The following is a 12,163-nucleotide window of genomic DNA, read 5'->3' on the forward strand; positions in this document are numbered from 1 at the left end:
TTAATCTCTCCATAACTACGCTACATTGTTTATATGTTCAGTCTGAAAAGTAGGCTTAGTTATGAGTATCTATAACAAAATTTTAGTGGTCGCTGACATCAATCACGATGAGCAACCAGCCCTCGTTCGCGCTATTCAACTTGCCAAAAAAAGCACTTCAAAAAGCCACGTTACTTTCTTTCTTTCCATTTATGATTTCTCGTATGACATGACTTCAATGCTCTCGGCCGACGAGCGTGATGCTATGCGTAAAGGTGTGATTCACCAACGTGAGATTTGGATGAACAAAGTGGCTGAGCCATACATTGATGACACCATCGAATTCAATGTTAAGGTTGTATGGCATAACCGCCCGTATGAAGCCATTATTGCTGAGGTGTTTAGTGGTGAACACGACATCTTAATTAAAGGTACTCGTAAGCACGATACGCTAGAGTCTGTAATCTTCACTCCTACAGATTGGCACCTGTTACGTAAATGCCCAAGCCCTGTTTTATTGGTGAAAAACGAATATTGGCCAGAGGATGCGAAGATCTATGCGTCTGTTCACGTTGGTTCTGAGACGGAATCTCATCTAGAACTTAATGATGCGATGGTTGATAGATTGTTGGAAATTACAGGCCGATTAGATGCTCAACCATACTTGGTTAACGCCTACCCTGTTACGCCAGCAAATATCACGATTGAGCTTCCGGAATTCGATCCGACATCTTATACCGATGCTGTCCGTGGGCATCATCTCACGGCAATGAAAGCACTACGCCAGAAACATGGTATGTGTGAGGAGCAGACGATTGTTGAACAAGGCTTACCTGAAGATATTATTCCTAAGGTGGCGGCAGAGAATAATGCTGCTATGGTGATCCTAGGCACAACAGGCCGTACTGGTTTGTCTGCAGTGTTTATTGGTAATACGGCAGAGCATGTGATTGATAAAATTAACTGTGATGTCTTGGCTCTGAAACCTGCTGGGTTTATTAGTCCGCTCGACCCAAATACATCGAACTAGGTTTTCTCCTGTATTAAAAAAGCGCCTCTAGTGAGACTAGAGGCGCTTTTGTTTGTATCTGTTCTTTTCTAGCTTTAATGCTAAATATTCGTCACGTCGATGAACATTGATTCATCGATGTTAGATGAAGAGATCTCGGCTTCGCTAAACTCATACTCTTCACGCTCGCCACTACGATCAAGTGGTAGATTCACAAAATCGAACAGCTCGCGGTCAGCCAGTTGGCTTGGGCTCACGTTTTGAATTGACTTAAAGATCTTCTCTACACGACCTGGTGTTTTCTTATCCCAATCAATCAGCATCGCTTTAATAGATTGGCGTTGTAGGTTCTCTTGTGATCCACATAGGTTACAAGGAATGATCGGGAACTCTTTGTGCTCTGCGTACTTAATAAGGTCGGTTTCACGACAGTAAGTCAGCGGGCGGATAACCACGTTACGACCATCATCAGAACGTAGCTTAGGTGGCATCGCTTTTAGGCGCGCACCGTGGAACATGTTTAGGAACATGGTTTCTACGATATCGTCTAGGTGATGACCCAGGGCAATCTTAGTTGCGCCAATTTTCTCTGCAAACGAGTAAAGTGTACCGCGACGCAAACGCGAGCATAGACCACAAGTTGTTTTACCTTCTGGGATCTTCTCTTTTACTACTGAGTAAGTATCTTTGTCGACAATGTAGTAAGGGATGTTCAGGGTTTCAAAGTATTCAGGTAGAATATGCTCAGGGAAACCTGGTTGTTTTTGGTCTAAATTTACCGCCACAACATCGAACTTGATTGGTGCTGCTTCGCGTAAACGTAGCAGGATGTCTAACATAGCGAATGAGTCTTTACCGCCACTAATACACGCCATTACTACGTCATTTTCTTCAATCATGTTGTAGTCGATGATGGCATTTCCAACATTTCTTCTTAGGCGTTTTTGAAGCTTGTTGAATTCGTGGATTTCTTTTCTGTTATCGTTTTGGTTCATTGCTATTCTCATACTGCCGGAAACACCGACTGTCGATTGCTAGGTGGTATGTTTTAGGGCGTGGATTATACGGATTTTTATTTCAGGTTGAAATAGTCAACGCGAGATAACCTCACCTCTTATTGACAATACTGTTCTATATCAATTGGATTCAAACAAAAACAGCAAGCGATATGCTTGCTGTTTTCGATTAGATGTTAGGAGCCGTTTTATTTATCAGTTGGAATATACGGCAGCACTCTCAGCGTTGGTTCTGGTAGTGTAAAGCTGCTCGCTCCATCAAGATCTGCAATGGTAAAGCGAGCTCGACCCTGCTCAATTGCTATTGTTTTGCCATTTGAAAGGCTGATTTCACTGTTGAGTTGATTTGGGAACTCCAATGTCACGCCCTCAATATCGGGTGTAAACCAACTAGAGAACATACCGCTAAGATCTTCTAACATGGTTTGCATTTGCGGCAGTAGTGCCTCGATGTCGCTAACCTGTACTTCGCCTTGTAGTGGTTCTTTGGTCATAACTACGAGGGAATATGCGCACTCTTTTTCCGTTGTATGAACGAAGATTAAAGGATTAGCAGAGCGCAAGTTCTTGTCGATAGGAAGAAGCAGTTCATTCACTGGTGATACTTTCAGATCTTCGTAATGTTCTTCTTTTTCCATCCACGACTTACTGATGTGACAAGTGGTATTGGTTGCTTGATCAACGAAAAAAACAGCGACTTTAACGTCTTCATGCCCTTCTTTAAGGTTGTTTTTGAGTTGAGTATAGAGCTTTGAATAGGTGAACATGTACTCTTGGGCCGCAGCAGGCAGAGATAGCCCAAGGCTCAATGAGGCAAGAATAGCAAGCGTCGTCTTTTTCATGGTACTTCTTATAATTGTTGAGCTTAAAAACAAAAAGAGCAGCGTTAACCCGCTGCTCTCTATTAGTTTGATAGGTTATTTGACCCAGTATACCTTGTTGTGACGTATCATGGCTTGTAAATCAGTCACATAGTCGACGCCACGTTCAGAATATTTTAATAAGCCTTGTGTTAACTCGGTTGCTGCACCAAAAGTTAGAAGGTCTTCGCCCTGCTCATCAAGTTGCGCGCGTATAGCACGTAGGTCTTGATAGGCATTATTGCGATTCAGATTCATAAAGTAACGGTGAACAGACTCTTGGCTTGACGAGAACTTAGCAACTTCATGGGTGCTTCCCTCGTTACGTTGTAATGGTACAAGCCCGCATCCTTTGCTGTAACACCAATGTCCAAAGTAGTTGTTTGCTGCAGTGGCGAAGCGCGATGTACCCCAAGCAGACTCATTAGCCGCTTGTGTGAGGACCAGAGCTTCAGGTAGCACATTGACGCGGCTCAGCATCTCGTTTAACCAAGCGTCATCAATACCTGCGGTTGGTAACGGTAAACTATAAAGTTTCGCCAATCTGTTTGCGTACGCCTTATCTTCCGAGTCTGCATTTGTCACTTTCTTATCAGCTAGGCTTTTTAAGAAGGCTCTTTCTTTTGAAATACCACGGTTTTCTAGGTTGATACTTGGACGTAAGTAATCGAAGAAGGCTTTTTTCTTTGCGTTGGTATCTTCAATTGCCGCGAAGTTAGGCTTCCCTGATGGCAGATCCAGCTCTGGGATAGTATGCATCGCTTTTGCTTGTGTTTTCTCTAGAGATGCTTTTCGACGTTCCTCTTCTTCATTATAGAGGTAAGGACCAACCAGAGAGACCGAGCCTACCAATGCTAAAGCCGTAACCTTTAGTGCAAGAGCACGGCTTTTTTGTGTTGAATCTGAATTATGCATCGAAAACCTGTGAGTCGTTGTTATTGTCGTCATCGTTCTTAGGCTTGTCCGATGCAATAAGCTTCAGCTTAATACCGAACATTTCGCGATACAGAATACCTTTCACATGGAAGAAGAACGGTAAAACGAAAATCAAGCCAATGCCGTAAAGCATCGCTGCAGCAATAAACATCAGCATTACCATCAAGTAAATGGCGGCAACCGTGAATATCTTTTTGTTTACTGCGCGTAATGACAGTAACAAAGATTGCATCGGCGGCACTTTCTTATCACAGATAAGCAGGATTGAGTGCGTAAATGCCAACGAGAAATAAATCGACAAGAAAGGCAGAATCATACCTGCGATGCCTTGTAGCATTAGGCTAAATAGCGTTGCTAAGATCACGGGTACTGTGAATTGAAGCCCTTTACCAATATGGCGCAACTTAGTATTTAATCCGGCCGCGTGGCTCATTGCCATTAAGCTGATACCTGCGTAAACCGGTGCGCTGATTACTTCATAACTAAAGTTAGCAATAAAAATCGATTCAACGATCTGAGGCGTAAATGCTTCAGGATCAATCACGGCATCAAGGATAATGCTTGGGTCACCAAGCTGTAGCTTCAGAGCGATATAAAAGATAGCAAGTTGGACAAACATTAAAGCAATAATGGCTGGCGAGAAGTTTAAGAAGTGGCTAATCGTATGCTTCCATGCTTCTTGGAAAACAGCTGTCGCTTTCAATTCGTAATCTCCAGAAAGTGCTCTGTCGATACTGCCGCCTAAATTAAAGTCTTTTTCGATGTCATTATTCATAGTGATACCTAGGTGCGCTAGCGAATTCGAAGCCACCTAACTTATTGATAAAAAATTGGCTTCATTATACTCATATGTAGAGTGCAAACTAAAACTTGATTCTGTAACAAGGCTTGCTTTTATGCGTTAATGGTTAATAATTAAACACTTATTTATGCAGAAATGCCTCAAATATCAGTATGGTAAAGGATGTTTACTTTTACCTGCGAAATTTTTTATCAACCAATGATAAAAAATGCTTTGAATTCACGATTTTGGTGATTATGATGCGCGCCTTAAAAGTGTGTAGCAACAGGTCTTGAAAAGGACCAAGGTGGAGAAAAACAGACGTTGAACGCTAAACAATCAGTAGGAAAACCAGTAGTACAACTCACTGGTATTAGTAAAAGTTTCGATGGTAAGGAAGTCATCGGCAATCTTGATCTAAATGTCAATCACGGTGAGTTCCTCACCATCTTAGGTCCATCGGGTTGTGGTAAAACCACAGTACTAAGAATGATTGCGGGCTTTGAAACGGCAGATAATGGTCAAATTCTATTAGCTGACCAGAATGTTACCCAAGTCCCTGCTGAACAAAGGCACGTAAACACTGTTTTCCAAAGCTACGCCCTATTCCCACATATGACTGTCTTCGACAATGTGGCATTTGGTCTACGTATGCAGAAAGTTCCTAGCGCAGAGATTGAACCTCGTGTGATGGACGCTTTGAAAATGGTACGCCTAGAGCAGATGGCACAGCGAAAACCACACCAACTCTCTGGTGGTCAGCAACAACGTATCGCGATTGCGCGTGCCGTTGTTAACAAGCCTAAAGTTCTACTGCTGGATGAATCTCTGTCTGCATTGGATTACAAACTTCGTAAACAGATGCAAATTGAGCTTAAGCAACTTCAGCGTCAACTTGGGATTACTTTCATTTTTGTAACGCATGATCAAGAAGAAGCGCTATCAATGTCAGACCGCATTATTGTTATGCGAGACGGTGTTATCGAACAAGATGGTACACCACGTGAAATTTACGAAGAGCCTAAGAACCTATTCGTTGCGCGTTTCATTGGTGAAATCAACGTGTTTGAAGCAACAGCGATATCTCGTCTTGATGACAAACGCATCGTGGCAAAGATTGAAGGTGAAGATTCGGTTATCTACCACGATAAAGCGATCTCGGAAGGACAGAAGCTGCAAGTCCTACTAAGACCAGAGGATCTTCGAATCGAAGAGATCAAAGAGTCAGAACAGCGCGGTATTGTTGGCCATATTATTGAGCGTACCTACAAAGGCATGACCCTAGATTCAGTCGTTGAACTAGAATCTGGTATGCGCGTTATGGTAAGCGAATTCTTCAACGAAGATGACCCAGATGTTGATCACTCATTGGGCCAAAAAGTTGCTGTAACTTGGGTTGAGAGCTGGGAAGTGGTACTAGAAGATGAGCAAGAAGTTTAATTTACAAAACGCCATTATCGCTTTGATCACTGGTTGGCTTGTTATTTTCGTGATGATTCCAAACATCATGATCATCGGTACAAGCTTTTTAACTAGAGATGAAGCGAACCTTATCGAGATGACTTTTACACTCGATAACTACGCGCGTTTGGCTGATCCACTTTATTTCAAAGTGTTGGCGCATTCGTTCTACATGGCGATTGTGGCTACTCTACTTTGTTTAGTGATTGGCTACCCGTTTGCTTACATCGTGGCAAAAATGCCAGCTAAGTGGCGCCCATTCATGCTGTTCTTAGTGATAGTTCCTTTTTGGACCAACTCACTGATTCGTACTTACGGTTTGAAGATTGTATTGGGTACCCAAGGCGTGTTGAACAAAAGCTTAATGGCGCTCGAAATCATCGACAAACCGATGCGTATTATGTACACCGAAACGGCTGTGATGATCGGTCTGGTATACATCTTATTGCCATTTATGATTTTGCCACTCTACTCTGCGATTGAGAAGTTGGACGATACCTATATCGAAGCAGCAAAAGACTTGGGTGCGAATAAGTTGCAGACACTACTTAAAGTCATCTTGCCATTGACAATGCCAGGTATTATTGGCGGCTGCTTGCTTGTTCTATTACCAGCGTTAGGTATGTTCTACATTTCCGATCTTCTGGGTGGAGCGAAGAACTTATTGATTGGTAACGTGATTAAGAGCCAAGTATTGAATGCTCGAGATTGGCCTTTTGGTGCAGCAACCAGTATTGCACTAACCGCTGCTATGGCTGTGATGCTTTATGCCTACTATCGTGCAGGCAAGCTATTGAATAAAAAGGTGGAGCTAGACTAATGGGTCGCACAGTTAAGTTCAGCTTTATGACATTGGTATATGGTTTCCTATACCTGCCAATCATCGTGTTAATTGCTAACTCCTTTAATGCGAACAAGTTTGGTATGAAATGGGGCGGTTTTACGACTAAGTGGTACGACGCGCTGATAAACAACGATAGCCTTATGCAGGCAGCGTGGCACTCTCTAAATGTTGCTGTGTTTTCTGCAACGGCAGCTACAATTGTAGGTAGTTTAACGGCGGTTGCCTTGTTCCGCTACCAGTTCAAAGGCAAAGGCGTCGTAAACACAATGTTGTTTGTTGTAATGATGTCACCAGATATCGTTATGGCGATCTCATTGCTGGCTCTGTTCTTGGTGATGGGCGTTCAGTTAGGGTTCTTTACCCTACTCGCTGCTCACATCACGTTCTGCCTACCGTTTGTTGTGGTGACAGTTTACAGCCGCTTGAACGGATTTGATGTCAAAATGCTTGAAGCAGCAAAAGACTTAGGTGCGAGCGAATGGACGATTTTGAAACAGATCATCCTACCGCTAGCGAAACCTGCGGTTGCTGCGGGCTGGTTATTGAGCTTTACCTTGTCTTTAGACGACGTAATCATAAGCTCTTTTGTAACGGGTCCAACTTATGAAATCTTACCATTGAAGATTTACTCAATGGTTAAAGTGGGAATTTCACCCGAGGTTAACGCCCTTGCAACGGTCATGCTTGTGGTCTCATTGATACTAGTGGTTGCGTCTCAATTACTAGCGAGAGAGAAAATCAAGTAAACCTCAAGTGTTATTCATAAACAGAATGGTGATGTCATCATTCTGTTTCTCTATCTACTGCCTTTGGGCAACGTTTAGTTTGGAGCTAACGTCAATGAAAAAATGGGCTACTTTATTAGCTGGTAGTGCATGTGCGCTTTCTATGTTTTCTGCATCTGTTACTGCAGAAGAGAACAAAGAACTAGTGTTTATGAACTGGGGTCCTTACATCAATAGTGAGATCCTAGAACAGTTCACGAACGAAACAGGTATCAAGGTTATCTACTCTACTTACGAGTCGAATGAAACTTTATACGCAAAGCTAAAAACACATAACAAAGGCTACGACCTTGTTGTGCCATCAACCTACTTCGTGTCTAAAATGCGCGATGAAGGCATGTTGCAAAAAATTGATAAGTCTAAGCTAAGTAACTTTACTAACCTAGACACTAACTACCTAGATAAGCCATACGATCCAAACAACGACTACTCTATTCCTCACGTTGTTGCGATCACTGGTCTTGCTGTAAATACAGATATGTATGACCCAGAAGATTTTCAAAGCTGGGCTGATCTGTGGAAGCCAGAGCTTGAAGGTCAGTTGATGATGATGGATGACACGCGTGAAGTGTTCCATATCGCTCTTCGTAAACTCGGTTATTCAGGCAACACAACAGATGAAAAGCAGATCGATGAAGCTTACGCTGAGCTGCAAAAGCTGATGCCAAACGTACTTGTGTTTAACTCTGATAACCCAGGTGCGCCATACATGTCTGGTGAAGTTGGTTTAGGTATGCTTTGGAACGGCTCTGCAGCAGCAGCGCAAAATGAAGGTTTACCAATTAAGCTAGTATTCCCGAAAGAAGGTGGTATTGGTTGGGTAGACAACTTTGCTATCAGCTCTGGTGCAGTGAACGTAGAAGCGGCTCACAAGATGATTGACTTCCTACTACGTCCTGAAATCGCAGAACAAATCTCTCGCGATACTGGTTACCTAACAGCAGTAAAAGCTTCGAATGAGAAGTTCAAAGATAGCCCTGCACTGTTCCCTTCTCAAGAAGACCTGGATCGTGTTGAATGGCAAGCTGCGGTTGGTGACAAAACAGTAAAATACGAAGATTACTTCATGAAGTTGAAAGCAGGCCAGTAAGGTCTATAATAATTTCAATGCAATAGGCAGCTTAGGCTGCCTATTTTCGTATTAGACTGCTATAATCCGACGCGATTTTTATAAATCGATTCACATTGGGTCCGCAACCCAGATTCAAATCAAACAAATGAACGGAACAGTAATGAAAAAAACACTGTATACCGGCGCATTGTGTGCTGCTACCTTACTTTCAACTCCTTCTTTCGCAGCTGACCAAGAACTGTACTTCTACAACTGGTCTGAATATATCCCTAACGAAGTGTTAGAAGATTTCACTGAAGAGACTGGAATTAAAGTTATCTACTCTACCTATGAGTCTAACGAAAGCATGTACGCTAAGTTAAAAACTCAAGGTTCAGGTTACGACCTAGTTGTACCTTCTACGTACTTCGTATCTAAGATGCGTAAAGAAGGCATGCTTCAAGAGCTAGACAAATCTAAGTTAACTCACTTTGCTGATTTGGATCCAAACTACCTAGATAAGCCATTTGACCCAAGCAACAGCTACTCTATCCCATATATTTGGGGTGCAACGGGTATTGGCATTAATTCAGACATGCTAGACAAGTCTTCTGTTAAATCATGGGATGACCTATGGGATACACAGTGGGAAGGTCAGCTAATGATGATGGATGACTCTCGTGAAGTATTCCACATCGCTTTAACTAAACTGGGTTACTCTCCAAACACCACTAACCCAGATGAAATCAAAGCAGCTTACGAAGAGCTGAAAAAACTGATGCCAAACGTATTAGTATTCAACTCAGATTTCCCTGCAAACCCTTACCTTGCTGGCGAAGTATCATTAGGCATGCTTTGGAACGGTTCTGCTTACATGGCACGTCAAGAAGGTGCAACCATTGATATCATCTGGCCAGAGAAAGGCGCAATCTTCTGGATGGACAGCCTAGCGATCCCATCAGGTGCGAAAAACATCGAAGCGGCACACAAGATGATCGACTTCCTACTTCGCCCTGAAAACGCAGCGAAAATCGCACTAGAGATCGGTTACCCAACGCCTGTGAAAACGGCATACCCTCTTCTACCTAAAGAGTTTGCTGAAGACCAGAACGTTTTCCCACCACAATCTGTGATGGACAACGGTGTATGGCAAGACGAAGTGGGTGAAGCGAGCGTGATTTATGACGAGTACTTCCAAAAACTGAAAGTTAACAATTAATTTAACTTTAAATGATATTGAAAGCGGCTTTAGCCGCTTTCTTTTTATCTAAACTTTATATAGGATGGAATAAACAACATAAAGTGCGGTTAAATATGAAAGCAAACTCTATATTGGTGATCGTTACTCTTATGCTTTTAGGCTCATTCATCATGCTTGGCTTGAGCTCAGTGACGGACATAGATTCAAATTACGACTTATTTTTTGAAACGAATACCCTCATTATCGTTATCTATGTTTATGCGGTTGCTCGCAAAGCTATCGTTCCTCATAAGATCTTACACTTCGGTGCCCTGCTCCTTATTTTCAACTTATTCTATGACGTTACCACCGAGCTTGAGCGTCTAGACGAATGGGCTGACCGTCATGAGCTTCTCGATACTATTTTAGAAGACGGTTTATTGCAGATTGCATTCTTGTTGATTGCGATTGGAATCACGCAACTGACTTCATCCATTAAGGCTCAAGGCGATATTGATGAATTAACGGGTCTCTTCAACCGCAAAAAACTGGATACAGTCACGCTTGAAGAGTTCGATGTTATCTATCTTGATCTTGACGGTTTAAAGCGAGTTAATGATCTTAAGGGCCATAACGTCGGTGACCTCATGATCGTGCGTTTTTCCCAAGTGCTGCGTCAGGCCGCTGTGCAAGAAGAGCTACTATTTCGAATTGGTGGTGATGAGTTTGTTGTGGTTACGCTCAAAGGGCGTGGTGGAGAGTTTATTGAACAGGTTGCGAATCTGCTTCACGGCGAGAATATTCATTTCTCATACGGCGTGACCCCAGCAACACGTGAGACTTTTCAGCAAGCTTTAGTGGTATCAGATAAAGCCATGTACACCATGAAGAAAGCGAAACACACTCATTAGAATGATAAGTTATACGGTGAAATGTGTTTCTGAAACGATGCGATGAACGATCTGTTTTTGCACGGTAACTCGCACTTCGTGTGAACTATTATCTGAGTCTCTGTTGGTTATGCTAGTCTTTTTTTGTTGTAGTTCAGAAGGATAAGAGACGTGAAGCCGATAGATGATATTGACGACTATGAAATTGAAACTGATCCAGAGATTCTTGCTGAGCTAGAAGAAAAACGTCAACTTGTAGACCTGATTCAAAATTACGGGATGACCAGCGAGGAGGCCATCGCCTTCTATGCCAAAAAGCACTAACGCAATATTGGTTATACATATCGGCTATCCATTAGCATGAGCCATACTCAAAAAAACAAGGCATCACATTTTACTGTGATGCCTTGTTTTCGTTTGTCGTAATAAGTTAGTCACGCTTTCAAGCTCTTAAACTGCTCGGCTCTTCGTATAGGAGTTCTGAGACTAACTTAGGGACTTCAATACTTGCCTTACCGTAACGCTTTTCAACAAATTCGCTCTCTACGGCACTCGGCTCTAGATTAATTTCTATCGTATGAGCACCGTGCATTTTGGCATCGTGGACGAAGCCAGCAGCTGGGTAAACCACGCCAGAGGTACCAATCGAAATAAACAAGTCAGCTTCTTCTAGTGCAGAATAGATGTCACCCATGCGCAGAGGCATTTCTCCAAACCAGACAATGTGAGGTCTCATTTGTGCTGGGATTTGACAGCAGTGGCATAACTCGCCAGTAAAGATGTCTTCTTTATGTTCGATAACCTGATTGGACTCACTGCAACGCGCTTTAAGAAGCTCACCATGCATGTGTATTACATTCTCGCTGCCGCCTCTCTCGTGAAGGTTATCGATATTTTGTGTAATGATAGTGACCTTCCCTTCTAAACGCTTCTCAAGCTCTCCTAGCGCTTTGTGTGCTGCATTAGGTTCAATGTCGGGGCTCTGCAGTCCTTTGCGGCGTTTGTTGTAAAATGCCTGAACCAAATCAGGATCTCGTTGAAAGCCTTCGGGAGTCGCCACATCTTCGATCTTGTGGTTTTCCCATAATCCGTCTTGTGCACGAAAAGTTTGTATTCCTGATTCTGCCGAGATCCCAGCTCCTGTGAGAATCACGATATTTTTGTATGGGAAATTCATATTACTTCCTTATCAATATGTCACTTTGTAACAGCTTAGCATTGTTCAAATTCCAACAATAGTTTTGGGGATTAGACCATGGTCTTATGTGCATGTATTCATTGGTCATTTGTGAACTAGCTTGAGTTTTAAATAAGAAAAACTGTGATGAGAGAAACAATGTGTCGATTGTGATGATGTAGAGCAATTAAAAA

The 12,163-nt window shown here is 42.6% G+C and carries 13 protein-coding genes; 8 read left to right on the plus strand and 5 right to left on the minus strand.

Annotation, left to right across the window (positions count from 1 at the left end; genetic code table 11):
* Positions 1 to 61 precede the first annotated feature (61 nt).
* A complete protein-coding gene (gene uspE / locus L1D60_RS09415; RefSeq protein WP_239840843.1) occupies positions 62 to 1,009 on the plus strand; it encodes a universal stress protein UspE in 948 nt (315 codons plus the stop codon).
* A gap of 80 nt (positions 1,010 to 1,089) precedes the next feature.
* Here the strand turns inward: uspE and ttcA are convergent, their stop codons facing one another.
* The 4 genes from ttcA to L1D60_RS09435 all read right to left on the minus strand — a co-directional run bounded on the left by ttcA (position 1,090) and on the right by L1D60_RS09435 (position 4,575).
* Complete coding sequence (gene ttcA / locus L1D60_RS09420; RefSeq protein ID WP_239840844.1) at positions 1,090 to 1,983, minus strand: tRNA 2-thiocytidine(32) synthetase TtcA; 894 nt, start codon at positions 1,981 to 1,983, stop codon at positions 1,090 to 1,092.
* A gap of 209 nt (positions 1,984 to 2,192) precedes the next feature.
* Positions 2,193 to 2,846 (minus strand): DUF2987 domain-containing protein, encoded by a 654-nt coding sequence (locus L1D60_RS09425; RefSeq protein WP_239840845.1) that lies wholly within the window; start codon positions 2,844 to 2,846, stop codon positions 2,193 to 2,195.
* Between the two features lie 75 nt (positions 2,847 to 2,921).
* Positions 2,922 to 3,779 (minus strand): glucosaminidase domain-containing protein, encoded by an 858-nt coding sequence (locus tag L1D60_RS09430; protein WP_239840846.1) that lies wholly within the window; start codon positions 3,777 to 3,779, stop codon positions 2,922 to 2,924.
* Positions 3,772 to 4,575: a hypothetical protein gene (locus L1D60_RS09435; RefSeq protein WP_239840847.1), complete on the minus strand. Its 804-nt coding sequence runs from the start codon at positions 4,573 to 4,575 to the stop codon at positions 3,772 to 3,774. Before L1D60_RS09435 ends, L1D60_RS09430 begins: the two co-directional genes overlap by 8 nt.
* A gap of 330 nt (positions 4,576 to 4,905) precedes the next feature.
* Here L1D60_RS09435 and potA point away from each other — a divergent pair, with 330 nt between their 5' ends.
* The 7 genes from potA to L1D60_RS09470 all read left to right on the plus strand — a co-directional run bounded on the left by potA (position 4,906) and on the right by L1D60_RS09470 (position 11,116).
* A complete protein-coding gene (potA, locus tag L1D60_RS09440) occupies positions 4,906 to 6,021 on the plus strand; it encodes a spermidine/putrescine ABC transporter ATP-binding protein PotA (protein ID WP_239840848.1) in 1,116 nt (371 codons plus the stop codon).
* On the plus strand, positions 6,005 to 6,862 hold the full coding sequence (potB, locus tag L1D60_RS09445; RefSeq protein WP_239840849.1) for a spermidine/putrescine ABC transporter permease PotB: 858 nt from the start codon (positions 6,005 to 6,007) through the stop codon (positions 6,860 to 6,862). The genes potA and potB overlap by 17 nt, the downstream gene beginning before the upstream one ends.
* A complete protein-coding gene (gene potC, locus L1D60_RS09450) occupies positions 6,862 to 7,632 on the plus strand; it encodes a spermidine/putrescine ABC transporter permease PotC (RefSeq protein WP_032549054.1) in 771 nt (256 codons plus the stop codon). The genes potB and potC overlap by 1 nt, the downstream gene beginning before the upstream one ends.
* Before the next feature lie 94 nt (positions 7,633 to 7,726).
* Positions 7,727 to 8,761 carry an extracellular solute-binding protein gene (locus L1D60_RS09455; protein ID WP_239840850.1) on the plus strand — a complete coding sequence of 345 codons (1,035 nt, stop codon included), beginning with the start codon at positions 7,727 to 7,729 and terminating at the stop codon, positions 8,759 to 8,761.
* A gap of 142 nt (positions 8,762 to 8,903) precedes the next feature.
* Positions 8,904 to 9,941, plus strand: coding sequence for an extracellular solute-binding protein (locus L1D60_RS09460; RefSeq protein WP_239840851.1), 1,038 nt, complete (start codon positions 8,904 to 8,906; stop codon positions 9,939 to 9,941).
* 95 nt (positions 9,942 to 10,036) lie between these two features.
* The gene (locus L1D60_RS09465; RefSeq protein WP_239840852.1) at positions 10,037 to 10,813 is read left to right on the plus strand and encodes a GGDEF domain-containing protein; all 777 of its coding nucleotides are present in this window, start codon (positions 10,037 to 10,039) and stop codon (positions 10,811 to 10,813) included.
* A 150-nt stretch (positions 10,814 to 10,963) separates the two neighbouring features.
* Positions 10,964 to 11,116, plus strand: a complete 153-nt coding sequence (locus L1D60_RS09470) for a hypothetical protein (RefSeq protein ID WP_160168782.1) — start codon at positions 10,964 to 10,966, stop codon at positions 11,114 to 11,116.
* A 118-nt stretch (positions 11,117 to 11,234) separates the two neighbouring features.
* On the opposite strand, the gene cobB is transcribed toward L1D60_RS09470, so the two are convergent.
* Positions 11,235 to 11,969 carry a Sir2 family NAD+-dependent deacetylase gene (gene cobB / locus L1D60_RS09475; RefSeq protein WP_239840853.1) on the minus strand — a complete coding sequence of 245 codons (735 nt, stop codon included), beginning with the start codon at positions 11,967 to 11,969 and terminating at the stop codon, positions 11,235 to 11,237.
* Positions 11,970 to 12,163 lie beyond the last annotated feature (194 nt).

The organism is Vibrio sp. Isolate30, assembly GCF_022397975.1.
In the GTDB taxonomy this organism is placed as follows: domain Bacteria; phylum Pseudomonadota; class Gammaproteobacteria; order Enterobacterales; family Vibrionaceae; genus Vibrio; species Vibrio fortis.

What these genes read in the sequence shown, in the direction of transcription:
- cobB (WP_239840853.1), bottom strand. Translation starts at nt 11,969, where the DNA reads ATGAATTTCCCATACAAAAATATCGTGATTCTCACAGGAGCTGGGATC.
- uspE (WP_239840843.1), top strand. Translation starts at nt 62, where the DNA reads ATGAGTATCTATAACAAAATTTTAGTGGTCGCTGACATCAATCACGAT.
- potB (WP_239840849.1), top strand. Translation starts at nt 6,005, where the DNA reads ATGAGCAAGAAGTTTAATTTACAAAACGCCATTATCGCTTTGATCACT.
- L1D60_RS09425 (WP_239840845.1), bottom strand. Translation starts at nt 2,846, where the DNA reads ATGAAAAAGACGACGCTTGCTATTCTTGCCTCATTGAGCCTTGGGCTA.
- L1D60_RS09465 (WP_239840852.1), top strand. Translation starts at nt 10,037, where the DNA reads ATGAAAGCAAACTCTATATTGGTGATCGTTACTCTTATGCTTTTAGGC.
- potC (WP_032549054.1), top strand. Translation starts at nt 6,862, where the DNA reads ATGGGTCGCACAGTTAAGTTCAGCTTTATGACATTGGTATATGGTTTC.
- L1D60_RS09430 (WP_239840846.1), bottom strand. Translation starts at nt 3,779, where the DNA reads ATGCATAATTCAGATTCAACACAAAAAAGCCGTGCTCTTGCACTAAAG.
- ttcA (WP_239840844.1), bottom strand. Translation starts at nt 1,983, where the DNA reads ATGAACCAAAACGATAACAGAAAAGAAATCCACGAATTCAACAAGCTT.
- L1D60_RS09455 (WP_239840850.1), top strand. Translation starts at nt 7,727, where the DNA reads ATGAAAAAATGGGCTACTTTATTAGCTGGTAGTGCATGTGCGCTTTCT.
- L1D60_RS09460 (WP_239840851.1), top strand. Translation starts at nt 8,904, where the DNA reads ATGAAAAAAACACTGTATACCGGCGCATTGTGTGCTGCTACCTTACTT.
- L1D60_RS09435 (WP_239840847.1), bottom strand. Translation starts at nt 4,575, where the DNA reads ATGAATAATGACATCGAAAAAGACTTTAATTTAGGCGGCAGTATCGAC.